This window comes from Paenibacillus doosanensis (assembly GCF_025060755.1).
GTDB lineage: Bacteria > Bacillota > Bacilli > Paenibacillales > NBRC-103111 > Paenibacillus_S > Paenibacillus_S doosanensis.
The window spans coordinates 148,545-173,774 of record NZ_JANYUY010000001.1; the positions used below are offsets into that span (position 1 = coordinate 148,545).

Sequence of the window (25,230 nt, forward strand, 5' to 3'; positions counted from 1 at the left end):
TCGTGCGTCCTCTCATCTCCCGGAACCCGCTATGCGCGCTCCGAAGGAATTGGCACCGGACTTCCACGGATGGTTCCGCAAATGGCACGCATGACATCGCGCACATTCGGTCATCCTGCTGGAACGGTTGCCGGGCTTCATCGGGCCTTATCCCTCCGCCACTCTAAATAAGAAGTACATTTTTTCGTATGAAATTGTAAGCCTTGCTTAGTGTAATCCATTCTCGAAGTATATGTCAACTTACTTTTATTTACATTCTATTTCTATCAAATAATGATTAATTCTAGTAAGTACATCTTTTTATTATTAATCTTTGGTTAATAATAGTTTAGCTCCCGGTTCCGAAGAACCGGGAGCTTCCCATTGTTGCAGCCCGCCGCTTACAGCCATTTTTGGATGACATGATCGTAGACGACTAGCTCCTCCGGTTTGAAAAAGAGCGCAATTTCCCGCTCCGCGCTTTCCGGCGAATCCGAGCCGTGAATGACGTTGCTCTCGGTACGTACGGCAAAATCGCCGCGAATCGTACCTGGAGCCGCCTCCGGCGGTCTCGTCTTGCCCATCATCGAACGGGAGAGGGCCACAATCTGTTCGCCCTGCCATACCATCGCAAACACGGGGCCGGAGGTAATGAAATCGACCAATTCCCCGTAAAAAGGTTTGCTGGCATGCTCGGCATAATGGGTTTGCGCCAGCTCCTCCGATACTTGCATCAGCTTCGCGCCGATCAATTGAAAACCTTTATCTTCGAACCGTTGTACGATCTTTCCGATCAATCCGCGCTGTACCCCGTCCGGTTTCACCATTAACAATGTTCTTTCCAACCTGCAGCACCTCGCTTAGCCATCATCTGTATATCCGAGTGGATTAGTCATTATTTCCATTTTACCAAAAAATTATAATGCGCGACCGCACAGACGTTAGGCGGAATAAGCCGAATGCTGCTGCGCAGAAGCCTCATGATCGGTCGCTTCGCCGTAAGCCATGGTCAGCGCGGCTTGGGCAGCGGCAATTCTCGCCAGAGGAACCCGGTAAGGCGAACAGCTCACATAGTCGAGCCCTTCGGCATGGCAGAAGAAGATCGATTCCTTATCCCCGCCGTGTTCGCCGCATACTCCCATTTTCAGCTGCGGCTTTACCGCTCTGCCCTGCCCGGCCGCCCAGCGAATCAGCATTCCAACGCCCTCCTGATCAAGCACCTGGAACGGATTGGCCGGCAGCAGCTTGTGCTCCACATAATGCGAAAGGAACTTGCCTTCCGCGTCGTCGCGGCTGTAGCCGAGCGTCATCTGGGTCAAATCGTTGGTGCCGAAGGAAAAAAAATCGGCATGTCGGGCTATGCTCGCCGCAGTGATCGCCGCTCGCGGAACCTCAATCATCGTGCCTACGCGGTAAGTGAAGGGACACGGCCTGGAGCCCAATGCCTCGGAAGCCGCGCGGTCGACCAGCTCCCGCATCAGCTTAAGCTCGCTCGCATGGCCGATGAGCGGGATCATGATATCCGGACGCACGTCAATACCTTGTTCCGAGCAGTGCAGCGCCGCGCGGAAGATCGCCTCCGCCTGCATCTCGTAAATTTCGGGATGGATCAAGCCGAGACGGCATCCACGGGTACCGAGCATCGGGTTCATCTCATGCAGGCTGCGCACCTTGCGCAGCAGCCTCTCGACCCGCTGCAGCTCCTCTTCATCGGCATCCTGCCGCAGCGTTAGCTGCGAGCGAAGGACCGCCAGCTCCTCCAGATTCGGCAAAAACTCGTGCAGCGGCGGGTCGAGCAGCCGGATCGTCACCGGCAGGCCGTCCATCGCGCGGAAGAGGCCTTCGAAGTCGCTCTGCTGCATCGGCAGCAGCTCCCGCAGCGCCTCCGCCCGCTCTTCGGGGCGCTCGGCAAGGATCATTCCCCTTACGACCGGTATGCGGTCGGGAGACATAAACATATGCTCGGTGCGGCATAAGCCGATCCCTTCCGCACCGAAGCCGCGGGCTTTGGCCGCATCCTCCGGCGTGTCCGCGTTCGTGTACACCGCGAGGCGGCGAATCCCGTCCGCCCACGAGAGCAGCTGCTCCAGCTCTGCCGTCAGCTCAGGCTCCCGCAGCTGCACAACCCCGCGAATGACGCGCCCGGTGGCGCCGTCAATCGAGATCCACTCGCCTTCGGCGATCGTCGCCGCGACCTGGTCCGCTTGGGCGACCTCGAAGGCCCGCTCGCCCAAGCGGATGGCCTCGCAGCCGCATACGCACGGCTTGCCCATCCCGCGGGCGACCACGGCGGCGTGGCTCGTCATGCCGCCGCGGCTCGTAAGCACTCCCTCGGCGGCAAGCACGCCGTGAATGTCTTCGGGCGTCGTCTCCGACCGCACGAGAATGACCTTCTTCCCGGCGCGCGCCCAGGCTTCCGCCGTGTCGGCGTCGAACACGGCTTGCCCGGCGGCTGCGCCCGGCGAAGCAGGCAGGCCGGAAGCCAGCACGTCCGGCCTGCAGGACGGATCGATCGCGCGATGCAGCAGCTGATCGAGATGGAACGGCTCGATGCGCTGAATCGCTTCCTCGCGCGTAATTACGCCTTCGCCTACGAAGGCGACCGCCAGCCGGACGGCGGCCTGCGCCGTTCGTTTGCCGCTGCGCGTCTGCAGCAAGTACAGCTTGCCGCGCTCTACCGTAAACTCGATATCCTGCATATCGCGGTAGTGTGCCTCCAGCTTCTGGGCGGCCGCGATCAGCTGCCCGTAAACTTCAGGCTGCTCTTCCTGAAGCTTCACGATCGGCTTCGGCGTACGCACTCCGGCGACGACGTCCTCGCCCTGCGCATTCATCAGAAACTCGCCGTATAACGTCCGCTCGCCTGTTGACGGGTTGCGGGTAAACACGACCCCGGTGCCGCAATCCGCCCCCATATTGCCGAACACCATAGATTGAATATTGACCGCCGTCCCCTGCTCATCGGGAATGCGGTGAATATTGCGGTATATTTGCGCGCGATGATTGTTCCACGAACGGAACACCGCCTCCACGGCCAGCTCCAGCTGCTCATCGACCTGCTGGGGGAAGGCGCGCCCGGCATATTTGAGAATAATGCCCTGGTATTCGCCGATGAGGGAGAGCCAGCCTTCCGCCGTCACTTGATGGTCCGATTCGACGCCAAGCCGCTGCTTCATGCGCTGAAGAAGGAATTCAAAATGGTATCCTTCCAGATCGAACACGACATTGCCGAACATTTGGATCAGACGGCGGTAGCAATCATAGGCGAAGCGAGCGTCGCCCGTAGACCGTGCCAGCCCTTCCACCGTCTCGTCGTTCAGCCCGAGGTTGAGGATCGTATCCATCATCCCCGGCATCGACGTTACCGAACCGGAGCGGACCGAAACAAGCAGCGGACGTTCGGTATCGCCGAACCGTTCGCCCTTCGCTTGCTCCAGCCGGCGCATCGCCTCCTGCACCTCCGGGAACAAGCCTTCCGGCATCGTACCGCCTGCGGCGTAATAAGCGCGGCATACGTCCGTCGTTATCGTAAACCCCGGCGGCACCGGCAGCCCGACTCTCGTCATCTCGGCAAGATTCGCTCCCTTTCCCCCTAACAGCTGCTTCATACTGGCATTTCCCATCTCAAACGGCACTACTCTCAACATGCTGGTTCCTCCCGTCACATAATTGAACTGCTTTGGAATGATGTGGTATGAATTCACTAATACACACGATATCATACACAATATATATTTTCAATGGTGCGTATTAATATAAATTAATGCATGATATATGGGTCAAATCCATATTTTTATGTTACATCATTCCAAGCCGCGTCTTATATGACCTAACAATTGAGCAGCCGTATCCCCATCCGCGCCTAAAATGCCGCGGAAAAGTTCGTTGGTTCCAGCGAAACCGGCTCGAACCAGACATCCCGAAACGGAACCCACCCCAGCGCATTGAGCGATACGCCGCGCAGCGACGGATGATACAGCGTTCTTTGCTGCCAATGATACAGGAAAAACACCGCAGCCCGGCTCTTGACCAGCTTCTCCAGCCGCTTTAGCCCCTCGCTTTGCCCGCCCGGACCCGACTCGCATTCCGCAGCGTAAATCTGCTGAAACAGCGGACGCATCTCTTGCAGCAATTCGTCGCTTAAATGCCGGTGCACGAGGCTGTTATCGGCCATAAACAACTCGATCACCGACAATACGAGATCATCGTCCAAAATGATCGTGCCCAGGCACATATGGCTTCGTCTGCCCCCCTCGATGCGGCCGCAAGAATCGTTGTCCAGCGTCTGGACGCAAACGTTGACGCCCATCTCCGCGAACAGCGCCGCCAGCGCCCCCGCTTCCTCGAGATAGGCTTGCGACGCCCCGAGCACCAGCTCCTCTCCGTCATATCCGCTTTGCCGAAGCAGCTCCCGTGCCAGCTGCGGGTTATACAGCGTCTCTTGATCCGACGGATGATGTTCGTATATGAACCAATCCGCCAATCGGGCGTCTTCGGGAGTGTGCAGCAGTTCCAGTTTCTTGCGGTCAATGCCGTGCACGACCGCCTGCCGGAAGCATAACTGCCTTTGAGGGCCCTGCATTCGCAAATTGAAGGTCAGCATTTTGCTGCCTCGCGAGATCATCTCGACCTTATTCCACCGTTCGTGGGAGTCTTCCTCACCGGGCGTACGAATCCGGTACATCGTCCGTTCATACCCGCTCGCTTTGCACTCCAGGTCGGGCGTGTACCATATTTCGAGCCGGTCGAGATGCGCCCTTTTGTCAAAATACCGGGGGAACGCTTCGCATACGAACATATTGGCATCATGCTGCACGACTTGAAAAGGTCCTGTACCGACGGGGTGGCGCTTGAAAGCGGCCCCTTGCGACGACACCAAATCCTCCGGCACGATGGAGGCTCGGTCAAAGCTGAGGAAATGCAAGAACAGCGAGTTGGGCTGAGCCAAACGGATGCGGATCGCATACCGGTCCAGCGCTTCGATGCACACAACGTCCTGGAACATCCATCTGTACGGCGAATCGACATGCTCGTCGCGGATGCGGTCCAGCGAAAACTTGACATCCCTTGCCGTCAACTCGCGTCCATGATGGAACAAAACGCCTTTGCGCAAATAAAAGATCCATTCGGTCTCGTCTTCGCTGCGAATCCAGAAATGCGCGATATGCGGCTCGATCGTTCGAGTGTGATGGTTGTACCGGACGATGCCGTCAAAAATTTGCTTGGCCATATGCGACTCGACGACAAAGGTGATGAACGCTGGGTCCATACATAAAATCGGCTTATGATACGGAATCCGCAGCGTATCGGTCCGCTCCTCGTGATGCTGCTCCGGCCGGTAGCCGAAGTGGCTGTCCAGCCAATAAACGAACTGGTCTCGCAACGACGGCAAATAAGCATGCTCGTCGATACAGGCGAAAGCCTGCTGCAGATCGCCCCGGGCTACATGCTCCTCCGCCATTTTCAACACCAATGACTCGCGCGTTACCCGAAACGCCATTCTGGAACGATGCCCCCTGCCGCGTCCCGGTATCCAGCGAATCCACGACAATTCTTCCATTTTTTTCAATATAATATTGACATTTCTGCCGGAAAAATGAAGCCAGTCCGCAAGCTGCTGCAGCGTTACCTCCGCTTCCTCTCCTTCGGTTGCATTCGGAAGCTGCCTGCGGATCGTCAAGTAATATTGTTCTAACATGATGTCTACCTCCGGTCAAAAAAGATGAAGAAATTGTGTAACATTCTACACTTTTTATTCACCTTTATCCAGCTATAATCAAAATTACAAAAAAAGGAGTGGAACCCTATGATGAACATATTCGATCTGGAAATGCAGATGAGGGAGAATGGGCGGAATATCGAGCGGACGGCTTTAAGACCTTGGACAGCGCAGCTTCGGCTTCCTATGCTGGATTTGGCGCTGGGGACGGCGGCTGTCGGGGCGTTAAGCGCCATGTTTTAAAGGAGCAGGCCGGCAGTTGTACGGCGACCGCTGACGCTGACGCAGCTCTCCATCGGCTATCCGTCCACTTTTTCACCATGCTTTTGAACGCAAAAAGCGCCGGCCCCGGAGAGAAGCTTCTCTCGAGCCGACGCTATTCAATTGAGCGGATAACGACAGGCGTTCGCTCCTAATCCAGCTGTTTTAAAAATTCTCTCATGAATCCGGGCAGATCGGGCCAGGCATGTCCGGTGACCAAATTGCCGTCGACATGCAGCGTCTCCTCCGTATACCGCGCGCCCAGCTGTTCGACGTCGAACCGGCAGGCCGTGTAAGCGGTCATCGTGCGCCCTTCGAAATAAGACTTGTCCTTCAGCGCGCCGAGCACAAGCGCCGCATGGCAGATCGCGCCGACCGGCTTGCCCGCTTCGAAGAAATGGGCCAAAATACGCGGCACATGCTCGTCCAGACGAATATATTCCGGCGCTCTGCCGCCCGGGATAATAAGTCCGTCGAACTCTTCCGGATTGACGTCGGCGAACGACACATGCGAATCCAGCTGATATCCCGGCTTTTCGGTATAAGTATCCCAGCCTTCAAAATCATGCACGACGGTTCTGAGCGTCTTCTTCTTCGGAGAAGCGATCACCGCTTCATAACCGGCTTCCAGCACCCGGTAATACGGATAATACACTTCCAGCGATTCTACGGCGTCGCCGGTAATAAGGAGAATTTTTTTGGACAAAGGTATCCCTCCCAAATTTTGTACTCCATTCCATTGTGGGGCAAGCTGCCGCAATTGTAAACAGGTGGAAATTGTCGAACGCTGTCTGACGGCGTTTTTTATTCGTAAGTTTTGCCGGCAAATGTTGCAACAATATCGCGAATCAGCATAAACGCATCTCCGTTAGTCAACGCGGCAGGCTGTTCGATAGCCTTGATCGTCTCCTGGCGAATCCATCCGCGCTCGGTTAAATGCCGAATCGTTTTTTCTTCGGGCGTTTTCAGCCCCATAGCGTTCCCCAGCGTCAGAGCCGCTTGTTCCAGCGTTAACGGCTGCTTGGCCGGATCGGTCATTCCTTTGAGGGCTGCAGACGGCTCTCCTTTGAACGCATCGGGATGCGCCTTGCGCACAGCCAGCATATTGTTTACAAACCGCTGTGCATTCGATTTGTCGTCCAGCTTCCACTGCATATTGTCATAGCCGCCTGTCGTAGCGAACATGCTGACCGCCGCCTTCAGGCCGGGATACGCCTTATGCTTCGTATATGCGGGAGGGTCGAACTTTTGCATGCTCAGCTCTACCTTCTGCTGCCGCAGCTTGTCCTGCATCGTCTTGACCGCATCGGCCGATTGAGAGAGCTGGCGGAAGGAAATGTTGTTCTCGATGGCCGTTTGTGCCGCAACTCCGGCGGCTTGTGCCGTAGCCATTCCGAGCGGGATCACCCGCGCACTTCCGTGCGGCAGCGTATCGAAGCTGGCCGCGCGCCCGACGACGAGCAAAGCGTCGACCTGCTTGGGAACCAGACTGCGAAACGGTACGGCGTACTGCTTCGGATGCATCATGACCGCTCCCGGGTCCTGATAATTCGTGCTTTGAATATCGACCTGGTAGGAACCGTAAGCGATAGCATCCCATTGATCGCGGTTGTCGAGCAGATCGGCCATCGTCAGACGGTATTCGCCCTGAATATGGCGGCTTTCCCGGACATACAGCTCCGGCGCCGTTCCCGCCAGCTCCAAATCCTTAAACTCGCTGAAATGCTCCTTCATATACTGCACGATATGCGGCGCTTCTTTGCGGCCGATTTCCATGCCTTCCTGAACGGATTGCGGGTTTAACGGATCGACGCCGAAAATTTGCATCGCATTAATGAGAATCGTGCCGTCATTTTGTCTGCCGATGTTCAACCCGCGCATCCGCACGCGCTCTTTATTCGTCGACGCGTACTCCTTCATCTCCGGGAATCCCCAGACGCTCATCGCATCCATACCGGTATCCTTATGCTTGCCGAATGACTGCCAAACCTCCGGCGTGACTCCGCTCAGCTTCATGACGAGCGTTACGGCCATCTGGGACTGCTTGTCCCCGATATCCTCCCGCCCCCAAGTAAAGGGCACTCCGGCCGACGCGGCCACATCCGCGTCCTGCGTCGCATCGATAACCGCTTTGGCGCGCACAGTCTGCTTGCTGCCGTCGGCTTTGACCAGCTCGATCCCGGCGATGCGCTTCCCGCTTCCGGATGCAGACGGCTCCGTAATCGGGTTCATTTCTTTAACCTTCATCAGCAAATCGATATTCGGCTCATGCCGTACCATATCGTAAAAGACATTCGCCGCCGTATGCGTATCGAACGAAGTGCCCTCAACCTGATCGTACCATTCCTGAAATATCCCTTATTCAAAAAGTTATGCTTGCCCGGAATCATCGAAGCTTCCGGCGCGTAGTTCAGATCGAGCGTATTCAGCCAGCCGATCGTCATAAGCCCGCCGAGAATGTCGCGGTTGCGCCCGTCGACAAGCAGCACCTTCAACCCGCTGCGCGCCGCCGAAATGGCGGCCGTTACGCCTTCCGGATCTGTCCCCGCGACAATGACGTCGTATTCGCCTTTCAGCTTTTGGACGGATTCGACGACCTTCAGAGGCTGCTGCTTGGCAGTATCGGAAGCCCCGCCGGCAGCTTTATTCCGCACCTCGTTCAGCATCTTGCCGGAGGAGCCCCCTTGTCCCCATACTAACCACGAGAACCAAGCGGCACCTGCCAGCAAAACCGCCGCTACCAACATTCCTAAACCTTTAATTCCGATACGCATGATTCCACTCCCACTCTTTTTTCTCTGTCAATCCATTGTCCATTGTAATCGGGCTTTATCAATTTTTTACTAAATATTCTTTAAGAATTATTAAGATCCCGCAGGAATGCGAAGAAAACCAGCGATAAGCGCAAAAAAATAACCTTAACCTCAATGTTAAGGTTTATAATTATGGTATAAGTTTCTTTAAGCTTGCCTCGAAGGGAGCACGACCATGAAAATAAGCGAGCTGTCCAGGTTAACGGGAGCCAGCGTCCGATCTTTGCGCCATTATGAAGAGCAAGGCCTGCTGACCCCGCGCCGGCTTGATAACGGGTACCGCGAGTACCACGACCTGGCGGTCGAACAAGTCCGCACCATCCGGTTTTATTTGAAGCTTGGTTTAACGACGGCGCAAATTTCCGGTTTTTTACACTGCGTCATGAAAAATAAAGAGGCTTTCTGCGAAGAAGTGCTGCCCGTATATAAAAAGAAGCTGCGGGAATTGAACGAACAGATTGAACTATTGACCGCCATTCGCTCCAACCTCGAAGAGCGCATCCGCTCCATTCATGATGAAAGAAGCGCATTACAGGGCTTTGACGAAAAATAATTCGCCGACGTCCCCCTCGTTGATCCCGCTGATGATTCCACACTCGCGAAAGCCCATCCGCCGGTGCCACTCCTGCGGTTCCTTCTCGTTAACCTGCGAGGAGCTGTACAAGGCGGACTGCCCTTTGCTCCTTAGCCGGTCCTCAAGAAATTGCAGCATCCCGCGGCCGACGCCCTGCTTCTGGCAATCCGGCCGGACAATAATCAGTCCGATATACGGCGACTTGCCCCATAAATGCTCCAATCTTAAATAACCGATCAATTCCCGATTCATTTCCGCCAGCACGATCTCCTCATTGGCCAGCTTATAGGCAAGCAGCTGCGCGCTGATACTTTGATCGCCTCCGGCGACGTTCTCAAAATCATGCTGCTTTGCAAATCGGACTGAGAATCGCATCGTGTTCCTCCTTTTTTATTAAGTATGCACATGCCAAATTCGACTTTTTTCACTCGTTTAAAAGGGTGGTGAAAAAGTCCGCTGCGGCGTCCATTTGATCCTCCAATCGCTGTTGAAAACGGATTCTTCGGATTGTTTTTTCATTTTTCTGTGGAGAGAATCCGTTTTCAAAGGCGAACGCTTACGCTTTTCCAGATTCAAATGGCCCCTACGCTCGTTTTTCACCAGGCTTTTAAATGTCGGGTACAGTTATACAGCTCGCATTCCCATTGATCGCCTTCAGCGTGCTTGAGAATGGTCAGGGACGTATTATTCAGCGGATCTCCTGTAGGAAGGCCGGAGATCAGCCTGTTCAGGCTGTGTCTCAACACCGCTCCGTGACTGACAACCAAAATCTTCTCTCCCGCGTATTTACGCGCAAGCTCCCTTATGCAGCAGCTGCCGCGCTCTCCCCCTGCCGCTCCGCTCTCCAGCCCCAGGTTCATCTGCCTCCAACCGGCTCCCCAGCGCTCCACCCGTTCTTCTTCCGTGTAGCCTTCAACCTGTCCCCGTCCCAGCTCGCGGAGACGTTCGTCCAACCCCGCTATCGCAATCCCCAGCCTGCCCCTGATGATCTCAGCCGTTTGCCTCGCCCTGCGCAGATCGCTGGAGACGATGACCGTCCAATCCTCCCCGCTCAAGCGCTCCGCAAGCCGGTGCGCCTGAGCGATGCCTTCTTCATCCAATTCGTTATGAGAATGGCCTTGTGTTCGTCCTTCCTTATTCCAATAAGTAACCCCGTGCCGAATCAAGCCTACGCGCGTCATCCTATCCCCGTCCTTGTCTCTTTAATGGGAGCATCGCTAAAAAAGTGTGGTGAAAAAGATGCCTTGTATTAGCCTATGCTTCGTTTCATTCCGATAGCCGCTGCAAAAAAATTTGCATTTTTTTCAGATTTTGTGACTTTTTCAACAGAATCTGCTAAAAAGAAATGTTACAATAATCTAAAAACCAATGAAAAAGGAAGTTATAGCGATGCCGAAGAAAGTTCTCAGGAGTCAGTCAGCACATTATCCGTTCCCTGTGTTATTGAACAAAACGAGAGTTCTAACGCGGGAAGGCAAGGGAATTGTCATCGACAAGCAAACCGAATGGATTTATGTACAACTCGAAAAGAACGGTTCGATCATCAAAACGAGCATATTTTTAACCGAACTTATTGAAACCGCCTGAAGGGCGGTTTTTTTGATTGTTTAGGAAATGATGCGCAGCCATATCCTGTGGATATCCGGGGGGCTCCCCCGAAAGTAATGTCTACCCATAGAACGATCCCAGAGGAATGGTTAGACGCCGATCCAGCTTAGGCTGGATGCGGACGGAATAAGCTTCAGTGCATCACGTCACTACCCTGGAAATTACTCTTGGTACCCCATTTCCATTGTCTGTGGTGCCGCGTAGCGGCATGGATGGCTTTTGGGGGATTGGTTCTTTTATGCCATTTGTAAATTTCGGGGCTCGCCGGCTCCGCCAGGGATCAGCCGCTTCGGGTACTTGCCAGAAAGCGGGCAACGGCGTCCTCGTTATTGCTTTCGATATGATGCGTCGCCCGCTCCCGAAGCCGCTCATGGGCATTGCTCACCGCAACCCCCGCATCGGCCGCTTCGAACATGGACAAATCGTTGAGATTGTCCCCGAAACAAACGAGCTTCTCCATCCGCTGCAGTTTTTGTACGTACACGACCGCTTCTTTCTTCGTCGCGCGGCAGCTGGCGATCTCCAGCCAATGATAATCCGGGGCGTAAATATCCGGTCCGAAATGACACTGACACGCCACTTCAGAAGCATAGCGCCGATAGGCGGCCTCCAGCCTGCCCGGCGTATCGATGGCGTTCACGCTGACGATATGCTCCCGCAGGCAATCCTCGTAATCGTCAATTAGCATAAAGCGCGAATCGCCATGGCTTAGCCGGCCTTCTATGTAAAGCCGTTCGCTCTCGTTAAACATTCCTCTGTAATAAACATGAGGCGACCCTCCAGAATCCACCGTGTACACAATCGGATTCAATCCGTGCTCTATATATGTACGAACAATGCCCTCTCCAACCTCGGAAGGCAAGTAATTACTCCTAATCGTTTTCCTTTGCCGCCAATCGTAGATGAAGACGCCGTTCATCAGAACGACCGGAAGCTGCAGCTGCAAGCCCTCCAATATATGTTTGACCGAATCGATGGAACGTGCCGTTGCAATCGTAAATTGGAGCCCTTCCCGAATAAGCCGATTCAGCGCTTCCAGCGACGATTCGCTGATTTGCTGCCGGTCGTTTAACAGCGTACCGTCCAAATCCGATACGAACAGCGTTTTCTTCCAATCCCATTCGGCAGTCCGTGTCTCCATCAGCTCAGCCTCTCTTCTTTTTTCGGCAGATGCAGCACCATCAATTCCATGTCGTAATACATATCGTTATATTGCAGCGCAGCGGGCTCGACTCCGTATACGGTAAAGCCCATGCGGTCATACAGCTTCCGGGCGGCGGTGTTGGATGCGGTCACTCCAAGCAGAATTTGCCGCAGTCCTTCCAGCATACCGGCTCTTCGAATCAGCTCCTCCAATAATTGGAAGGCGACCCTTTGCCCTCTGTAAGCCGAATCGACGTACATGCCCCATATATTTCCCTTATGCCTCAGCTTCGGAGAGGCTTCCCTCACGAAGCCGGCCATCCCGGCAAGCCGTTCGCCGTCAAACGCTCCCAGCACGAAGTTATCGTCCAAGGTTTGAATTCGCTCCTTCACCGCGTCCAGCGACTGCCGGGCGAATGTCTCATAGCTCGCCGAGAACGCCTCCGGATTGCTGCGGAGCGCTTGAAGCCTCAGCTCGCGAAACTGGGCGGCTTGTTCGGGTATAATATTGGTGATTTTCATCGCTTTGGCCTCCAAATATTAAGCAAATTTATCCATAGCTTGCCGTTTCCATCAATTAATTTTTGTGCTATGAAACAATGCTTTGAGCAGCAATAACAAAACCGCCGCATGGCTTATCGCTCCCAACGCTCCTTCCGTCACGGAACCGAGCAATCCGAACAACAGCCATAACGCTATCGGCGGCAGTTGGATGACCGCTAATAAGGAAGCTATCATCCGGGCCGCAGGATAGAGCCTTTCTCCTGCGATCCTATAAGAGTGGTGAAAAAGTCCGCTGCGGCGTCCATTTGATCCTCCAATCGCTGTTGAAAACGGATTCTTTGGATTGTTTTTTCGTTTTTCTGTGGAGAGAATCCGTTTTCAAAGGCGAACGCTTACGCTTTTCCAGATTCAAATGGCCCCTCCGCTCTTTTTTCACCACGCTTCTATAGCTGCACAGCATAACCGCCAGAAGGCTGCAGCCAAGCAGCGACGATGCGCACGACCACAGCCGCACGGCACCCCATTGCGAGCCTTCCTCCATGCCGAGAAAACGAAAAGTAAACCAGAGCGAATTTGCATACAGATAGCTCACGGCAATCGCCAGAATCTCTCCCATGCCCAAATAAACATCCGCCCGCACCGGCTTGCCCGCCCATTCCAGCCGTCTTGGATTCATCGGCCCCGCAGCTGCTTCGCCAGCCGTTTCGGAGCCGTACGGTAAAATCCTTCTTCGATCAATTGCCTCGTTTCCTCCCAATCGATCCGCTCTATATTTTGTACGGATACCCAGCCGTGATGCCCGATATAAGGCGTTTTGAAATAATTCGTCCCTTCCTGCCGGAGCAAAATGTCCTGAAACGCGGGGGTGCTCTTGATCGCCAGCGTGGGCAGCCCTTCCTTTTGTCCCATCATGACGAACGGCTTATCGCTCACGCGAAAGGAAGTATGGCCGAAAGCGTCGATCTTCTCGGCCACCTCCGGAAATTCCATACAGACGGCGCGTATTCGTTCCAGCAGTTGAAGCGCCTCGGGCGAGTTAAGCAAAGAATGGTGAGTCATTATCCTGTCCTCCGTTCATAGCAATGATTTCTTTTACTACGATGATCGGCGCCAATTACAATTTATATACGACGTTGCCCTCTCGATCGACCGCTTCGATAACAGGCCGATCGGCCTTTTCCTTCAGCTTCACGTACCATACCGCAAGCCCCTTCGCTTCCGGCCGATCCAAATACGCATCAAGCCGAACCATCGCGGCGCGCTCCCCGTTGACAAGCACGGCGTCGGCGGCCGTTGCGTCGGCCAGCCCGAAGAACACGATATTATTTTCGTTGCTCCCACCCCTGAGAGGCTTCTGCCAAGGCTCTTTAAGGCCGAAACCGGTCCCTGTCGTGCGGGACTTGACCTTCCAGCCAAACAGCCCTTTCACCGCATGAATGCCTACCAGAGCCAGTTCCTTATTGACGCCGAAATAAAACGCCTCCGAGCCGATTTCGTAGACGGGAATAAGCTCCTGCCCCTGAACCCGCAAGCTTTCGCTTACATCCTTATCGAATGCGACGGCGTCCGACACCCGCGGAAACGATGCCTTATACTCCTCCAAAAAAGCGCCGATGATGAATAAAAGTACGATGACGGCGGCGGCTATCCTTCGCGCTTTCATGAGCTTATCCCGTTCATCAACTCGCAGACCCATTCATAGCACTGAGCCAGCTCTTCATCGCTTATTAAAGCCGAATTATGCTCGAACAAAATTTGCACGGCGGGGTTTCGCGCTGCGATAATCCGCAGGTAGTCCTCCATCGGGGCCCATCCTTCCTCCGGCTTCTGATCGGGATGCACCGGATAATGGTTGAACCTGACCCGGCCCTCCGCGATGTTCGTGTTGCTCAAGTGAATGAGCTTAGCGTATGGCGCGTAAGCTTCCAGAACCGCCTTGGCGTCGAAATAAGGATCGACCCTCTCCTGCAAATACAGCCTGCCGGTGTCCAGACACAACCGGATGCCGGGGTATCGGCACAGCAAGGATTCGAGCAGATCCGTCCCGTAAAGGTATCGGTTCAAACCGTCCAGTTCCAGCACAGGCGTAAAATCATATTCCCGGCTTTTTCGGTCCAGCCATTCGAACAGCTGCTCGCTCCCCTCCCGCAGAGTCTCCAGCGAGTACTCGCTCTCCCATGCATATTCGCTCCGGTCGGAGAACCGCCACAAGGTCCAATCGACCCTGTCATCCATAATGACGGGCTTCGGATAATGAAAGAGCACATAATCGGGACGGAGCCGTCGCAAATAGCTCAGCTCCTGTTCGACGTCCGCATAGGCCGCTTCCCGCGTCCCTTTGTCATCGGACAAGAGAAGCGCGTCCCTATGCTTATACCGTCCCGCGCGCAGCGGAAAATGAATGCCGATCCGAAACCCGTGATCTCCCGCTTCCTTCAGCAAATGCTCGGCATCCTCCTCCCGCTCGAACAAACAGGCTTCGATTCCGTAAAATCCGGGCTTAAAGTCCCGGCGGAACTTGTTATAGTCAAAGCGGCCGTACTGGCCGATCATAAAACGGTTCAATCCGCACATCCTCCGTTCGTACCGGTATCATTTCGTTTGGGCGTAACTGTCCAGCTCATGATCTTCGATCAGCTCCATCGTCGCTCGGCGGTTCACAAACCGTCGAATATGCCCGCTAATGTTCGGATACAGGACGATGGAGTCCAGCTCCGATAACGGAATCCACTTGACGGCGCTTTGCTTAGGGTCCGGCTGATCCGGCAAGCGGGGCACGGAGCCTTCCTTCAAGGTGCATTCGAAAATAATCGATAAGTTGTGAGGCGAATTCGGGTGATCGCCCGACTGCCGGTGCGGCGCCATCTCGTACACGAAGGCGATCGGCCCGACTTCCGCCTCCGCACAGGTCTCCTCCAGCACTTCTCTGGCCGCCCCTTCGGCGAGCGTTTCTCCAGGCTCGGCTCCTCCCCCCGGAAGGTTGTAGTGCACGCCGTGCTCGTCCGTATATTCAATAAGTAAAATGCTGCCGTTCTGAATAATCAGGGCCGTAGGTCTAACGCGAATATGATAGGTCATCTGTAATATCCTCCCGTTTGCAAATAGATTTGATTTGCCGATATGTCTCCTGCAATAAGACGCCGTTTAGAAGTCCGGTGAAAACCGAGCGGAGGGGCCATTTGAATCTGGAAAAGCGTAAGCGTTCGCCTTTGAACACGGATTCTCTCCACAGAAAAACGAAAAAACAATCCAAAGAATCCGTTTTCAACAGCGATTGGAGGATCAAATGGACGCCGCAGCGGACTTTTTCACCACCCTTTTAGGAATGCCCCGCAAACGTCGCTTCCTGCGTGAGCCACGCCGATTCCTTATAGGCCTGATCGATTCCGAGCCGGCCGGCAAGCTCCTTGGCCACACGCTTATACTTCAGCGAGACGGTGCAGGCCCGCTCCAGCGGGAAGGGAGTTAACGCAATCCGTTCCCCATCCGCCCCCTCGGCCATCAGCTTATCGCCGAGCCCGAGCGCCTCAGACAGCTTGAATCCGAAGCGAAACCACGGATGCTCATGCTCCTTGTCCGCTCCCGGTTCGTTCATACAGACATACAGCGAAAGATCGTCGCACAGCTGCAGCAAGCGAAAATGCTTCTCCGCCTGCGCTTCATCGCAGCTAAGCGAGTTCAAGATACGCTCTTGGCGCAGCGCTTCTTCACGGCAAAAATCGATGCATGCCTGCCGTTTCGACTGGCGCAAATCTTGGAAGGACGCGAAATGCTTGCTGCACAGCAAGGCGGCGTATGCACTCATTCGTTCTATTTCGTCGAGCCCGACCCGGTAGCACAGCAGCTTGGGAAGCAGCGGATAATCCGTAAAAGAAAACGGACTTTCGGCCCGGTCGTTCCAGATAGGCGCGTCATCCAGCCGAATCCAGCTGCGGTCATGTTCGTAGACGGCAAGCAGCACATCCTCTCTTAACGATTCGTCCCCAAATAGATCCGCTCCCAAGTGCCCGGCGATTTGGCCCGATAATCTGGCATGTTCATGCTGGGCAATCAATATAAAAGCTTCTTCTGTTTCACGAATAATCATCGTACACGCTCCTTATCCCGCAAACTTAGCCGATTCCATCACTTCCCTGGCCTTCGCTATAATTTGAGCACGCTCCCCCGGACCTTCCAACCTCTCGATCATTTCAAGCGCGGTAGGAAAGTTCATGATGACATATCCGGTCTTTTCGAATCCTTCCGGCATTTCATGAAAGCGCTCGATAAAAGCCAGAAAAAATACCGTATACGTCTCCGTCTCGTTCCAATACCAATGGGCAAAAGGGATTCTCCGCCGCGTCAGAACAACGCCCGCCTCTTCCATCGCCTCGCGGTCCAACGCCTCCTGAACGGATTCGTTCCCTTCCAGTCTTCCTCCGACCGTGGTCAGTCTGCGTTCTTGCCGGTCCCATACCATCAGCAGATTGCCGTCGTCCGTCATCGGCACGCAGTGCACGCCGGCCACAGGCTTGTCGGTCGGGAGTTCCTTGCTAAACCTTAACATTCCTCCGCCTCCTTCAGCCATCTTCCAAACATATATGACTATTTATATGCTACCACAAAATACCATTTTCTTCAGCCCTAAATACGGCGATGAACATGACAAGTTCGCAACGCTCCAATTTCAAAGGCGGACGCTGACGCTTTTCCAGATCCAAATGGCCCCTCCGCTCTTTTTTCGCGAGGATTCCAGAATTAATGCAAAAAAACCGTTCTAATTATGAACGGTTTTACGAGCAACACTATGAAGTTTTGTTTCATTCGCGGCTTTCTGCATGCCAGACCTGCGCCCAAAGCTAGCTGCCGCTTCGTGCAAACCCTTCCTCACGAAGATACTCCTCGGCTTCCTCATAGGTTTCGAAGGCCGATTCCAGGTTGTGCCGATCGTATAAATACCACAGCTCGTCTTCGTAATACAACCGCAGCGTGTGGTTTTCCGGGCCGATCCACAGCTCTTCGCCGCCTTCGGCCGGTTCAGAGGAAGATCGCTTCGCATTCTGCGGCGTACTCGGCGACAGCGAGCGGATGGAAGCCGTCAGCAAGCCGCGCAGCTCCTCTTCGGAGAAATCGCGGATATTGACAAGCCCCTTCTCATCGGTCGCATATCCCTTCAGATGACCGGCGTAAACGAAGCCATTGCCGTTTTTATGCAGATGGTAGACGACGTTTTTGCGGTCGTAGGCGCTGTCTTCATACTGAAAATTGACCCGCCCCAACGAAACGTCCTTGCGCTGCAGCTCCGGAAACGATTCGACTACGGCCAGTTTTTGTTCAAAAGTAAGCATTCTTTTCCTCCTGATATCCTACTAAGTCGATTTGTTGATTATAGCACAGGATGCTGCGAACACCAATGAAACCGGCACGGTCCTTCTCCGGAGTGCGCAAGAACGGCTGTTAACCGCCGCTTTCGCGGGTTGGCAAGCTTCCCCGGTTGGTTTATGATTAGCAGAAAGACGCTCTATGCTATAAAGCACAATAAAGAACGAAGGATGGATGAAAATATAATGGACAATAAAGCTATCGCCGCCTTATGGCGGCAAGTCAAGGAAATGAAGCCGCTCGTTCATAATATTACCAACGTAGTGGTGACCAACTTCACGGCCAACGGGCTGCTGGCGCTTGGAGCCTCGCCCGTCATGGCCTATGCGAAGGAGGAAGTCGCGGATATGGCGGCTATCGCCGGAGCTCTGGTTCTGAACATCGGAACGCTGACCGCCGAAGAAGTAGAGGCGATGATCATCGCCGGCCAATCGGCCAACGAGCACGGCGTTCCGGTTATTTTCGATCCGGTCGGCGCCGGGGCGACCGCGTACCGGACCGAAACGTCGCGGAGGCTGCTGCGCGAAGTGAAGGTCGCCGTGCTGCGGGGCAACGCCGCGGAGGTGGCCAACGTCGTCGGCGAGAGCCGCGCCATCAAGGGCGTCGACGCCGGAGCCGACGGAGGCGATGCGGCCGCGTTGGCGAAGCGGGCGGCGCAGCAGCTCGGCTGCATCGTCGTCGTCACCGGCGAAGAGGACATGGCCAGCGACGGCGACGCCACCTACGCGGTGGCCGGCGGCCACCCGATCTTGACGCGCGTGACAGGCACGGGATGCCTGCTCACCAGCGTGATCGGCGCGTTCGCCGCCGCAGCCGCAGGAGCCTCGCGCCCGCTCCTTGAAGGCGCGGTCGCCGCGCTGGCCGGCTACAGCGTCGCCGCCGAGCGGGCCGCAGGCGAACGCCCTGCTCCGGGCAGCTTCGCCGTACGCTTCCTCGACGAGCTCGCCGAGCTGAGCGGCGAAGAGCTCGAACGCTCCGCCCGGGTGAGACGTGTTTAAAGCGCGCCCGTATCAAGCGCGAATCCCGCTTCGGCAACGCCTATCCTCTTGACGCGGCCGCTTCCTAATCGACCGTGGCCCGCACCAAAGGAGACTGCATCTCATATTGCTCCATTATCGGTTGCTCATTGGCTGCGTCATGACAACGACAAACCCCGGAACCTCATCGGTTCCGGGGTTATTTATGGACGGGCAGCAGCTTATCCGGCTCACGGGTGTCCCGTGAGCGATGGCTGCGGCTATGACGCAGGCTTGCGTCCCGTCAGCAGCAGCATCAGGAAAGAGATAGCGATCATCGTGACGGTCCAGGACCAGGCCATCGGGTTATTGCCGGCGTCCACGGCCACATAAATCGCCGTAGGGATCGTCTGCGTCTTGCCGGGAATGTTGCCCGCTATCATCAGCGTAGCCCCGAATTCGCCGAGCGCCCGGGCAAAGCCGAGAATATAGGCCGTCATCAGGGAAGGAAGCGTCATCGGCAGCGTTATATAGCGGAACACCTGCCATTCGCTCGCTCCTATCGAGCGGCCGGCATCTTCCAAATCCCGACTGACCGAGGCAAAGCCGACCTTCATCGTCTGGTAGACGAGCGGAAAAGCGACGACGACCGCTGCAACGACGGCAGCCCACCAGGAGAAAATAATCGGCGCGGCAAACAGCCATTCGATGAGCTGCCCGAGCCAGCTTTTGCGGCCGAGCAGCACCAGAAGCAGGAAGCCGACGACCGTCGGAGGCAGCACAAGCGGCAGCATAAAGCCTGTTTCCAGTACCAGTTTTCCTCTAAACGATCTTCTGGACATCCACCAGGCCGCGGCAATGCCAATAACGGTAACGATCACGCTGGATAGCAGCGCCACCTGCAAGGACAGCTTGATCGGCGCCCAAAACTCGCTCGCATTCATAAGCTCCACCGCTTACTTGGAAGCGGCGGGCGTAAAACCATATTTGGCAAAAATATCTAACGCGTCCTTCGACTGTAAATAGGTGTAGAAGTCTTCGCTCTCTTTGCCGTGCTTGGTCGCCTTAACGATGCCGATCGGGTACTCGACCGCCGTGTACGTCTTCGGATCGACGGCAAAGGCGATCTTCACCTTAGATGAGGTGAGCGCATCCGTCTTATAGACGAATCCGGCATCGGCATTGCCGGTTTCTACGTACTGCAGCACTTGTCTGACGTCTTTGCCCTGTACGGTTTTGGACTGCAGGCCCTCCCAGAGCTTGGCGTTCGTCAATGCTTCCTGTGCGTAGCTGCCTGCAGGTACGCTCTCCGGAATTCCGATAGCGATCTTCTTCACCTCGGGCTTCGTCAAGTCCGCCTCTTTGGAGACAGCGACCTTCCCGTCGGCCGGAACGACCGCGACAAGCTCATTGGTCAGCAGATTGTTCTGCTTCGCGGAGTCGATGAGCTGCTTGTCGACCAGCGCCTTCATATTTTTCGTTGCGGCGGACAAGAACAAATCCGCAGGAGCTCCCTGCTCGATTTGCTGCTGCAGCGAGCCCGACGCTCCGAAATTAAAGTTTAATTTGATATTGGCATGCGCCGCTTCATATTTGCCCTGCACTTCTTTGAGCGCGTCCGTCAGGCTGGCCGCCGCGGAGATCGTCAGTTCCACCTTCTCGGCCGGAGTCGGGCTCGTTTGGCTGACTTGCGAAGGAGCCGCGGCGTTTCCGCCTGCAGCAGGCTCTTGCTTGGTTCCGCATCCCGAGAACGTCAAGGCCAAACCGACGACGACAGACAAAACCATACTACTTTTAACTTTACCCCACATATTTCTCTCACCCTTTGTTATATTTAGATATATCTAATGAAAAACAATACTCATTATACTTGTTTGCTGAGGCACATGTAAACCGTTGACCGATAACAAAAAGGTCATTTATGTTACAATAGATTGCAGCCGAGGCGATCGGGTTCATTCATGCAAGGAGGAATCTCATGACCAGCGACATATCCTATACGACCGAAGAAATCGCCAAACTGTTAAAAATATCGAAACTGACCGTCTACGACCTGATTAAAAAAGGAGATCTGCCTTCTTATCGGGTGGGCAAGCAAATGCGCGTCGACGCCGCCGATCTCGAAGCCTACAAGCAGCGGGCCAAAACCGTTCCTGTGTCCGGGCAAGGACAGCCTGCGGCGGCGAATGCCTCCGTCTCGTCGGCACCCGCTCCATGGGCCGGCGGAGGCCGCCCCCTTGTCATTACAGGCCAAGATATTAGCCTCGACCTGCTCGCCAAGCATATGGAGAAGCAAATTCCCGGAGTGAGACCTCTACGCTCCTATGTAGGCAGTCTGGACAGCCTGATCTCGATGTACCGGGGCGAGTCGGACATTGTGAGCACCCATCTGCTCGACGGAGATACCGGAGAGTACAACATTCCTTATATCCGCAAGCTGCTCGTCGGCTCGCCCTATATCGTCGTCAACCTGGTATCGAGGCGCGCAGGCTTTTATGTTCAGCGGGGCAACCCGCTCAATCTGCAGCATTGGAGCGATCTGCAGCGGCCGAAGCTGCGGCTCGTCAACCGGGAGAAGGGAGCGGGAGCCCGCGTCCTGCTGGACGAGCAGCTGCGCCTTCACGGCATTTCGCAGGCTGTCCTGGACGGATACGCCGAAGAGGAGCTTAGCCATATGGCGGTAGCGGGCAGAGTCGCCGCAGGCGATGCCGATGTAGGGGTCGGGATCGAGAAGGCGGCCGCTATCGTCGGAGGGATCGACTTCATTCCGCTCATTCAAGAGCGGTACGATCTTGTCATGATCCGGAAGCCCGACAACCGGGCATGGATCGACGCCGTGCTGCGTATCCTGCAATCGGAGGCTTTTCACAAAGAGCTGCGCACGATTTCCGGCTATGATCTGACGTTGACCGGACAAGTCTTGTACGAAGCTTGATTTCTTTTTTAGGGAACGCCAAAAAATCCCCTTCGGCCGGCAGCGGCAAAGTCCGTCGTTCTCGGAACTTTTTGCCTGTGCACCGCAAGGGGATTCGACTCTAATCAAGCCCGCTGTCCCGGGCCAAAAACGTTCTAAGCTTCCGTGCCGAACAGCCCGAAGTAATGCTCCGTCCGCCCGACCCATTCATGTTCTCCGCACTCGATGCGGCGCTTCAAATCGTTCAAAGCGGCTGCCGCCTCAGCGCCGTCCTTTTCGCTAAGCTCTCCTTGGAGCATAGCTTCGCGCCATTCGTCTTCATCCAGCACATAGAGCGCCCGATTCGGGAGCAGCACCAGATCGAGATACCAATCGTAAATCACCGGGATGCCTTCGCTATTGAGCTCCATCGATTGAATAATATCGAAATACCACTGTACGACGCGGCCTCCCGCATCTGCCATGACCGTTAAGCTGTAGTTGGCATCGGCAGGGAACAGCATCAGCCAAGCGTATCCGTCGTCGGCAATGCAGACGGTATCGCTCTCTCCGTAAGTGACGCGCAGCGGCTCCCGCACCTCGTCCAGCCGCAAAATCGCAATGTATCCGCGAAATATGCCGTCATCGACATAGCTCTGCTCGTACCGCTTCCGGACAACGCGCCCCCAGCCGGGACGGTTGGCAATCTTCCGTTTCATCCCTGTCCCCCCTTAACAAAACGTCGGCAAAGCGCCGAGCGTTAGGTCCGCAGGATTGTCTCCGAATGATTACGCAAATTTTCGAATACCGGACGCTGAACCGTACTGATGTCCGACATATCGATGTCCTCAAGATCGATCCTCCCCCCGCTTACTTGGCGCGCAGCAAAGATCCGATATATGCATGCGCGTTATCGGTCAAATATTCGGCCGCCAGATCGAGCTTTTTGCTCTGCAGGAACATTTTGACCAACGTGCTGCTGGTGTTCAAATGCTTGGTGGTCGGAGTCAAATATACCGTTTCGGCCAAGCACGCCTTCCGGTTGTACTGCTCCAGCTTAATCTCGTAATCGAGGTCCGTCGACCCGCGAATGCCGCGGATAATGGCGTCGATGTGATTTTCCTGGATGTAATCCGCAATAATTCCCGGATACTGCACGACGCTCAGCGACTGCTGCAGATGGTCCGTAGACAAGCGGATGATCTCATACCTCTCTTCCGCCGAAAACATATAATTTTTCGAGCGGTTGCTCGCAACTACGACGTCGATATGGTCGAACAATCTTGCCGCCCGTTCCAATATATTCAGATGGCCGAGAGTAAACGGATCGAACGATCCCGGATAAATAGCTTTCATAACAGTCTCCTCCCTGCGTTGTCCTCATTCGCCTACGTCGAATTTGCCTTCCTCGATCTGTTCTTTCATCAATTCCAGCGTCTTCAGACTGCCGAGCAAATAATGCTGCTTCTCCTTCGTATCGACTACGCTCACGGGCGTATCTTTAATTTGCTGAATTTTCTCCTCCAGCCAGGCTATCATGATTTCTTTTCTCATCTTCAAGTCCTCCGTGTCGGGATTATAAGTCAGAATATACCTAATCCGTTCCATTTTCAACCGCTGCGCCCGGCATCACCGCGACATAAGTATTCAGCGCCCGAATAATCACATCCGTATGCATACCGGTCCGCTGATGAATACGCCGGGCCCACTCTCCAGTTTCCTCCATCTCCAGCTTGCTTTCCCGGATCAGCCCTTCGCTGCAGCTCACAAAGCTGTTCCAGCGGTCGAACTCCCAATGCCGCACTTCGTTATGCTCGGTAAAACGCATTTCGACCAAAGGATATCGGAGCAAGGATTGAGAGGTATTAGCGGCGGCTATAAATTCGTTCATCTCGATAGGCTCCAAGGAAAATGTCTGCTCGCTGATTTTGCCGTTCGGGCGTATGTAGGTGAACTTCGCTTCATTCCGCCCTGCGGGCAGCTCTGCTTTTATCCTCCCGCCTGCGACAAATCCGTCCAGCTCATCCTGGGTAAAATCTTCGCATGAGGCGTCAATCAATATCGGCTCGATCCATTGATCACCCAAATCGCAAAAATATGTTTGCCCTCGCTCGCCCACTGCGATCACCGCGACATGCGCTCGGGGCGTATGCAAATGATGACCGATTGGATAAGACTCGATGCCGTTCTTGCCAAATTCGTGCATAAGCCACAGCGCCAAATCAAAGCAGTTGCCGGACGTGCCGAACTGCCGCCGGTGCTCTTCCATCATTTGAACGGTCCGCTGCCTGCCGGGGGCGCCTTGAGAAATGTGCCATGCCTTCGTCAACGTCTCCATCGGATGATGATCGAACTGTCTCCAAACTTTAACGATGTCCACAGATGCTCTCATTTTTCGTTCCTCACCGCTTCTGTTATTGTACCCGCTCTCATTTTACCATATTATGTAACCGTTATGCGAAAAGAAAAAGCCCTCCCGTTTGCCGTCGGACAAACAGAAGGGCGCTCGCGGATCGCGCTAAACGCAGGCCGGAATTTGATGCACGTTAACGGACAATTCCGTCAGCTGCCTAATCGTATCGGCATCGGTTTTCTCATCGGTAATCACATGCTGAATCTGCTCCCACGAAGCGACATGGGCCAGCGATTGCAGGCCGAATTTGCTGTAATCCGCAAGCACGTAGATCGTATCGGCGATGCCGATCATCTTTTGCTTGATCAGCGCCTGCAGCTCGTTGAACTCGCTGAGCCCCCGCCGCAGATGCAGCCCCTTACAGGATATGAACGCCTTGTCGACGTGATAGGTGCTCAGAGACCGCTCGGCCAGCGGGCCCACATAGGATAACGACCGGGGAGAAAGCAGTCCTCCGGTCGAGATGACCTTCACCTTTTCTTTCGTGCTCAGCTCGATCGCTACCTTGATTGAATTGGTCAGCACCGTCAGCGGAATGTCCGGCAAATGCTGGGCCATATACCATGCGGTAGAGCTGGCGTCGAGAATAATCCGGTCATGCTCGTTAACATGGCCGACCGCCGCTTGGGCAATCCTCCGCTTCTCGTCCGCATTGGTCGTTTCCCGCTCGATATACGGCGTTTCCGCCTGGGAGGAAGGAATGCTGACCGCCCCGCCATGGCTGCGCAGCAGCTTTCCCTCGCTTTCCAGCTTATCCAAGTCGCGGCGGATCGTCTCCTCCGTCACCTCGCATATTGCACTAAGCTCCGTCACGCGGATACTGCCCCGTTCGTTGACGAGCTGTACGATTTTTTGCCATCTTTGGGCTACAAGCATCGTGATCCCTCATTCATTTCTCGTTATCATCCAACATCGGACAAGCGGCTAGGCCCGCTTCCCGCGCGCTGCGCGCTTGATTCGAATTTTCCGGCAGTATGCCCGGCAACGAATTCCAATGACTAATATT

At 54.9% G+C, this 25,230-nt stretch carries 29 protein-coding genes, 1 pseudogene and 1 riboswitch; of the genes and pseudogenes, 6 read left to right on the top strand and 24 right to left on the bottom strand.

Features of this window, described 5'->3' with window-relative positions; all coding sequences use genetic code 11:
• Positions 1-9 precede the first annotated feature (9 nt).
• A riboswitch (SAM riboswitch) is annotated at positions 10-174 on the bottom strand.
• 206 nt (positions 175-380) lie between these two features.
• The 3 genes from ndk to N0M98_RS00675 form a co-directional block, all read right to left on the bottom strand.
• Positions 381-824, bottom strand: a complete 444-nt coding sequence (ndk, locus tag N0M98_RS00665) for a nucleoside-diphosphate kinase (RefSeq protein ID WP_259616649.1) — start codon at positions 822-824, stop codon at positions 381-383.
• A gap of 96 nt (positions 825-920) precedes the next feature.
• On the bottom strand, positions 921-3,626 hold the full coding sequence (gene ppdK / locus N0M98_RS00670) for a pyruvate, phosphate dikinase (protein WP_259616650.1): 2,706 nt from the start codon (positions 3,624-3,626) through the stop codon (positions 921-923).
• Positions 3,627-3,841: 215 nt separating this feature from the next.
• Entirely contained in the window at positions 3,842-5,677 is a 1,836-nt protein-coding gene (locus N0M98_RS00675; RefSeq protein WP_259616651.1) for an ABC transporter substrate-binding protein, read from the bottom strand.
• Between the two features lie 108 nt (positions 5,678-5,785).
• On the opposite strand from N0M98_RS00675, the gene N0M98_RS00680 reads away from it, so the two are divergent.
• The gene (locus N0M98_RS00680; protein ID WP_249862341.1) at positions 5,786-5,941 is read left to right on the top strand and encodes a hypothetical protein; all 156 of its coding nucleotides are present in this window, start codon (positions 5,786-5,788) and stop codon (positions 5,939-5,941) included.
• 169 nt (positions 5,942-6,110) lie between these two features.
• Here N0M98_RS00680 and N0M98_RS00685 read toward each other — a convergent pair whose 3' ends face one another.
• Both N0M98_RS00685 and N0M98_RS00690 read right to left on the bottom strand, forming a co-directional pair.
• Positions 6,111-6,665, bottom strand: coding sequence for a DJ-1/PfpI family protein (locus tag N0M98_RS00685; protein WP_249862340.1), 555 nt, complete (start codon positions 6,663-6,665; stop codon positions 6,111-6,113).
• A 98-nt stretch (positions 6,666-6,763) separates the two neighbouring features.
• Positions 6,764-8,733: pseudogene (locus tag N0M98_RS00690) on the bottom strand (FAD-dependent oxidoreductase).
• 214 nt (positions 8,734-8,947) lie between these two features.
• On the opposite strand from N0M98_RS00690, the gene N0M98_RS00695 reads away from it, so the two are divergent.
• A complete protein-coding gene (locus tag N0M98_RS00695; protein ID WP_249862338.1) occupies positions 8,948-9,325 on the top strand; it encodes a MerR family transcriptional regulator in 378 nt (125 codons plus the stop codon).
• On the opposite strand, the gene N0M98_RS00700 is transcribed toward N0M98_RS00695, so the two are convergent.
• A complete protein-coding gene (locus N0M98_RS00700) occupies positions 9,302-9,721 on the bottom strand; it encodes a GNAT family N-acetyltransferase (protein ID WP_249862337.1) in 420 nt (139 codons plus the stop codon). The genes N0M98_RS00695 and N0M98_RS00700 overlap by 24 nt on opposite strands.
• Before the next feature lie 221 nt (positions 9,722-9,942).
• Complete coding sequence (locus tag N0M98_RS00705; protein WP_259616652.1) at positions 9,943-10,527, bottom strand: histidine phosphatase family protein; 585 nt, start codon at positions 10,525-10,527, stop codon at positions 9,943-9,945.
• A gap of 208 nt (positions 10,528-10,735) precedes the next feature.
• Here N0M98_RS00705 and N0M98_RS00710 point away from each other — a divergent pair, with 208 nt between their 5' ends.
• Positions 10,736-10,933, top strand: coding sequence for a hypothetical protein (locus N0M98_RS00710; RefSeq protein ID WP_259616653.1), 198 nt, complete (start codon positions 10,736-10,738; stop codon positions 10,931-10,933).
• A 301-nt stretch (positions 10,934-11,234) separates the two neighbouring features.
• Here N0M98_RS00710 and N0M98_RS00715 read toward each other — a convergent pair whose 3' ends face one another.
• Both N0M98_RS00715 and N0M98_RS00720 read right to left on the bottom strand, forming a co-directional pair.
• Positions 11,235-12,095, bottom strand: a complete 861-nt coding sequence (locus tag N0M98_RS00715; protein WP_259616654.1) for an HAD family hydrolase — start codon at positions 12,093-12,095, stop codon at positions 11,235-11,237.
• Positions 12,095-12,619: a GNAT family N-acetyltransferase gene (locus tag N0M98_RS00720; protein WP_259616655.1), complete on the bottom strand. Its 525-nt coding sequence runs from the start codon at positions 12,617-12,619 to the stop codon at positions 12,095-12,097. The genes N0M98_RS00715 and N0M98_RS00720 overlap by 1 nt, the downstream gene beginning before the upstream one ends.
• 82 nt (positions 12,620-12,701) lie before the next feature.
• Between N0M98_RS00720 and N0M98_RS00725 the strand changes: the two genes are divergently transcribed.
• On the top strand, positions 12,702-12,851 hold the full coding sequence (locus tag N0M98_RS00725) for a hypothetical protein (RefSeq protein WP_259616656.1): 150 nt from the start codon (positions 12,702-12,704) through the stop codon (positions 12,849-12,851).
• Positions 12,852-12,869: 18 nt separating this feature from the next.
• Here N0M98_RS00725 and N0M98_RS00730 read toward each other — a convergent pair whose 3' ends face one another.
• The 8 genes from N0M98_RS00730 to N0M98_RS00765 all read right to left on the bottom strand — a co-directional run bounded on the left by N0M98_RS00730 (position 12,870) and on the right by N0M98_RS00765 (position 17,928).
• On the bottom strand, positions 12,870-13,277 hold the full coding sequence (locus tag N0M98_RS00730; RefSeq protein WP_259616657.1) for a hypothetical protein: 408 nt from the start codon (positions 13,275-13,277) through the stop codon (positions 12,870-12,872).
• On the bottom strand, positions 13,274-13,660 hold the full coding sequence (locus N0M98_RS00735; protein WP_259616658.1) for an MmcQ/YjbR family DNA-binding protein: 387 nt from the start codon (positions 13,658-13,660) through the stop codon (positions 13,274-13,276). Before N0M98_RS00735 ends, N0M98_RS00730 begins: the two co-directional genes overlap by 4 nt.
• Before the next feature lie 55 nt (positions 13,661-13,715).
• Positions 13,716-14,264, bottom strand: a complete 549-nt coding sequence (locus N0M98_RS00740; protein ID WP_259616659.1) for a hypothetical protein — start codon at positions 14,262-14,264, stop codon at positions 13,716-13,718.
• Complete coding sequence (locus N0M98_RS00745; protein ID WP_259616660.1) at positions 14,261-15,166, bottom strand: TIM barrel protein; 906 nt, start codon at positions 15,164-15,166, stop codon at positions 14,261-14,263. The genes N0M98_RS00740 and N0M98_RS00745 overlap by 4 nt, the downstream gene beginning before the upstream one ends.
• 27 nt (positions 15,167-15,193) lie before the next feature.
• Positions 15,194-15,679 (bottom strand): NUDIX domain-containing protein, encoded by a 486-nt coding sequence (locus N0M98_RS00750; RefSeq protein ID WP_249862328.1) that lies wholly within the window; start codon positions 15,677-15,679, stop codon positions 15,194-15,196.
• Positions 15,680-15,920: 241 nt separating this feature from the next.
• The gene (locus tag N0M98_RS00755; protein WP_249862327.1) at positions 15,921-16,688 is read right to left on the bottom strand and encodes a DUF3891 family protein; all 768 of its coding nucleotides are present in this window, start codon (positions 16,686-16,688) and stop codon (positions 15,921-15,923) included.
• Positions 16,689-16,700: 12 nt separating this feature from the next.
• The gene (locus tag N0M98_RS00760; protein ID WP_249862326.1) at positions 16,701-17,147 is read right to left on the bottom strand and encodes an NUDIX hydrolase; all 447 of its coding nucleotides are present in this window, start codon (positions 17,145-17,147) and stop codon (positions 16,701-16,703) included.
• A 292-nt stretch (positions 17,148-17,439) separates the two neighbouring features.
• The gene (locus N0M98_RS00765; RefSeq protein ID WP_249862325.1) at positions 17,440-17,928 is read right to left on the bottom strand and encodes a hypothetical protein; all 489 of its coding nucleotides are present in this window, start codon (positions 17,926-17,928) and stop codon (positions 17,440-17,442) included.
• 219 nt (positions 17,929-18,147) lie between these two features.
• On the opposite strand from N0M98_RS00765, the gene thiM reads away from it, so the two are divergent.
• A complete protein-coding gene (thiM, locus tag N0M98_RS00770) occupies positions 18,148-18,960 on the top strand; it encodes a hydroxyethylthiazole kinase (RefSeq protein WP_259616661.1) in 813 nt (270 codons plus the stop codon).
• Positions 18,961-19,199: 239 nt separating this feature from the next.
• On the opposite strand, the gene modB is transcribed toward thiM, so the two are convergent.
• Positions 19,200-19,862, bottom strand: coding sequence for a molybdate ABC transporter permease subunit (gene modB, locus N0M98_RS00775; protein ID WP_259616662.1), 663 nt, complete (start codon positions 19,860-19,862; stop codon positions 19,200-19,202).
• 12 nt (positions 19,863-19,874) lie between these two features.
• Complete coding sequence (modA, locus tag N0M98_RS00780; RefSeq protein ID WP_249862323.1) at positions 19,875-20,729, bottom strand: molybdate ABC transporter substrate-binding protein; 855 nt, start codon at positions 20,727-20,729, stop codon at positions 19,875-19,877.
• Between the two features lie 167 nt (positions 20,730-20,896).
• Here modA and N0M98_RS00785 point away from each other — a divergent pair, with 167 nt between their 5' ends.
• The gene (locus tag N0M98_RS00785) at positions 20,897-21,853 is read left to right on the top strand and encodes a helix-turn-helix transcriptional regulator (RefSeq protein WP_259616663.1); all 957 of its coding nucleotides are present in this window, start codon (positions 20,897-20,899) and stop codon (positions 21,851-21,853) included.
• A 134-nt stretch (positions 21,854-21,987) separates the two neighbouring features.
• On the opposite strand, the gene N0M98_RS00790 is transcribed toward N0M98_RS00785, so the two are convergent.
• The 5 genes from N0M98_RS00790 to N0M98_RS00810 all read right to left on the bottom strand — a co-directional run bounded on the left by N0M98_RS00790 (position 21,988) and on the right by N0M98_RS00810 (position 25,100).
• On the bottom strand, positions 21,988-22,530 hold the full coding sequence (locus N0M98_RS00790; RefSeq protein WP_249862321.1) for a DUF402 domain-containing protein: 543 nt from the start codon (positions 22,528-22,530) through the stop codon (positions 21,988-21,990).
• Between the two features lie 151 nt (positions 22,531-22,681).
• Positions 22,682-23,167, bottom strand: a complete 486-nt coding sequence (coaD, locus tag N0M98_RS00795) for a pantetheine-phosphate adenylyltransferase (protein ID WP_249862320.1) — start codon at positions 23,165-23,167, stop codon at positions 22,682-22,684.
• A 24-nt stretch (positions 23,168-23,191) separates the two neighbouring features.
• Positions 23,192-23,365, bottom strand: a complete 174-nt coding sequence (locus N0M98_RS00800; protein WP_249862319.1) for a hypothetical protein — start codon at positions 23,363-23,365, stop codon at positions 23,192-23,194.
• Positions 23,366-23,405: 40 nt separating this feature from the next.
• Entirely contained in the window at positions 23,406-24,203 is a 798-nt protein-coding gene (locus tag N0M98_RS00805) for a hypothetical protein (protein ID WP_259616664.1), read from the bottom strand.
• A gap of 126 nt (positions 24,204-24,329) precedes the next feature.
• Entirely contained in the window at positions 24,330-25,100 is a 771-nt protein-coding gene (locus N0M98_RS00810; protein ID WP_249862317.1) for a DeoR/GlpR family DNA-binding transcription regulator, read from the bottom strand.
• Positions 25,101-25,230: the final 130 nt, after the last annotated feature.

What these genes read in the sequence shown, in the direction of transcription:
- ppdK (WP_259616650.1), bottom strand. Translation starts at nt 3,626, where the DNA reads ATGTTGAGAGTAGTGCCGTTTGAGATGGGAAATGCCAGTATGAAGCAG.
- N0M98_RS00675 (WP_259616651.1), bottom strand. Translation starts at nt 5,677, where the DNA reads ATGTTAGAACAATATTACTTGACGATCCGCAGGCAGCTTCCGAATGCA.
- N0M98_RS00680 (WP_249862341.1), top strand. Translation starts at nt 5,786, where the DNA reads ATGATGAACATATTCGATCTGGAAATGCAGATGAGGGAGAATGGGCGG.
- N0M98_RS00695 (WP_249862338.1), top strand. Translation starts at nt 8,948, where the DNA reads ATGAAAATAAGCGAGCTGTCCAGGTTAACGGGAGCCAGCGTCCGATCT.
- N0M98_RS00700 (WP_249862337.1), bottom strand. Translation starts at nt 9,721, where the DNA reads ATGCGATTCTCAGTCCGATTTGCAAAGCAGCATGATTTTGAGAACGTC.
- N0M98_RS00705 (WP_259616652.1), bottom strand. Translation starts at nt 10,527, where the DNA reads ATGACGCGCGTAGGCTTGATTCGGCACGGGGTTACTTATTGGAATAAG.
- N0M98_RS00710 (WP_259616653.1), top strand. Translation starts at nt 10,736, where the DNA reads ATGCCGAAGAAAGTTCTCAGGAGTCAGTCAGCACATTATCCGTTCCCT.
- N0M98_RS00715 (WP_259616654.1), bottom strand. Translation starts at nt 12,095, where the DNA reads ATGGAGACACGGACTGCCGAATGGGATTGGAAGAAAACGCTGTTCGTA.
- N0M98_RS00720 (WP_259616655.1), bottom strand. Translation starts at nt 12,619, where the DNA reads ATGAAAATCACCAATATTATACCCGAACAAGCCGCCCAGTTTCGCGAG.
- N0M98_RS00730 (WP_259616657.1), bottom strand. Translation starts at nt 13,277, where the DNA reads ATGAATCCAAGACGGCTGGAATGGGCGGGCAAGCCGGTGCGGGCGGAT.
- N0M98_RS00735 (WP_259616658.1), bottom strand. Translation starts at nt 13,660, where the DNA reads ATGACTCACCATTCTTTGCTTAACTCGCCCGAGGCGCTTCAACTGCTG.
- N0M98_RS00740 (WP_259616659.1), bottom strand. Translation starts at nt 14,264, where the DNA reads ATGAAAGCGCGAAGGATAGCCGCCGCCGTCATCGTACTTTTATTCATC.
- N0M98_RS00750 (WP_249862328.1), bottom strand. Translation starts at nt 15,679, where the DNA reads ATGACCTATCATATTCGCGTTAGACCTACGGCCCTGATTATTCAGAAC.
- N0M98_RS00755 (WP_249862327.1), bottom strand. Translation starts at nt 16,688, where the DNA reads ATGATTATTCGTGAAACAGAAGAAGCTTTTATATTGATTGCCCAGCAT.
- N0M98_RS00760 (WP_249862326.1), bottom strand. Translation starts at nt 17,147, where the DNA reads ATGTTAAGGTTTAGCAAGGAACTCCCGACCGACAAGCCTGTGGCCGGC.
- N0M98_RS00765 (WP_249862325.1), bottom strand. Translation starts at nt 17,928, where the DNA reads ATGCTTACTTTTGAACAAAAACTGGCCGTAGTCGAATCGTTTCCGGAG.
- thiM (WP_259616661.1), top strand. Translation starts at nt 18,148, where the DNA reads ATGGACAATAAAGCTATCGCCGCCTTATGGCGGCAAGTCAAGGAAATG.
- modB (WP_259616662.1), bottom strand. Translation starts at nt 19,862, where the DNA reads ATGAATGCGAGCGAGTTTTGGGCGCCGATCAAGCTGTCCTTGCAGGTG.
- modA (WP_249862323.1), bottom strand. Translation starts at nt 20,729, where the DNA reads ATGTGGGGTAAAGTTAAAAGTAGTATGGTTTTGTCTGTCGTCGTCGGT.
- N0M98_RS00785 (WP_259616663.1), top strand. Translation starts at nt 20,897, where the DNA reads ATGACCAGCGACATATCCTATACGACCGAAGAAATCGCCAAACTGTTA.
- N0M98_RS00790 (WP_249862321.1), bottom strand. Translation starts at nt 22,530, where the DNA reads ATGAAACGGAAGATTGCCAACCGTCCCGGCTGGGGGCGCGTTGTCCGG.
- coaD (WP_249862320.1), bottom strand. Translation starts at nt 23,167, where the DNA reads ATGAAAGCTATTTATCCGGGATCGTTCGATCCGTTTACTCTCGGCCAT.
- N0M98_RS00800 (WP_249862319.1), bottom strand. Translation starts at nt 23,365, where the DNA reads ATGAGAAAAGAAATCATGATAGCCTGGCTGGAGGAGAAAATTCAGCAA.
- N0M98_RS00805 (WP_259616664.1), bottom strand. Translation starts at nt 24,203, where the DNA reads ATGAGAGCATCTGTGGACATCGTTAAAGTTTGGAGACAGTTCGATCAT.
- N0M98_RS00810 (WP_249862317.1), bottom strand. Translation starts at nt 25,100, where the DNA reads ATGCTTGTAGCCCAAAGATGGCAAAAAATCGTACAGCTCGTCAACGAA.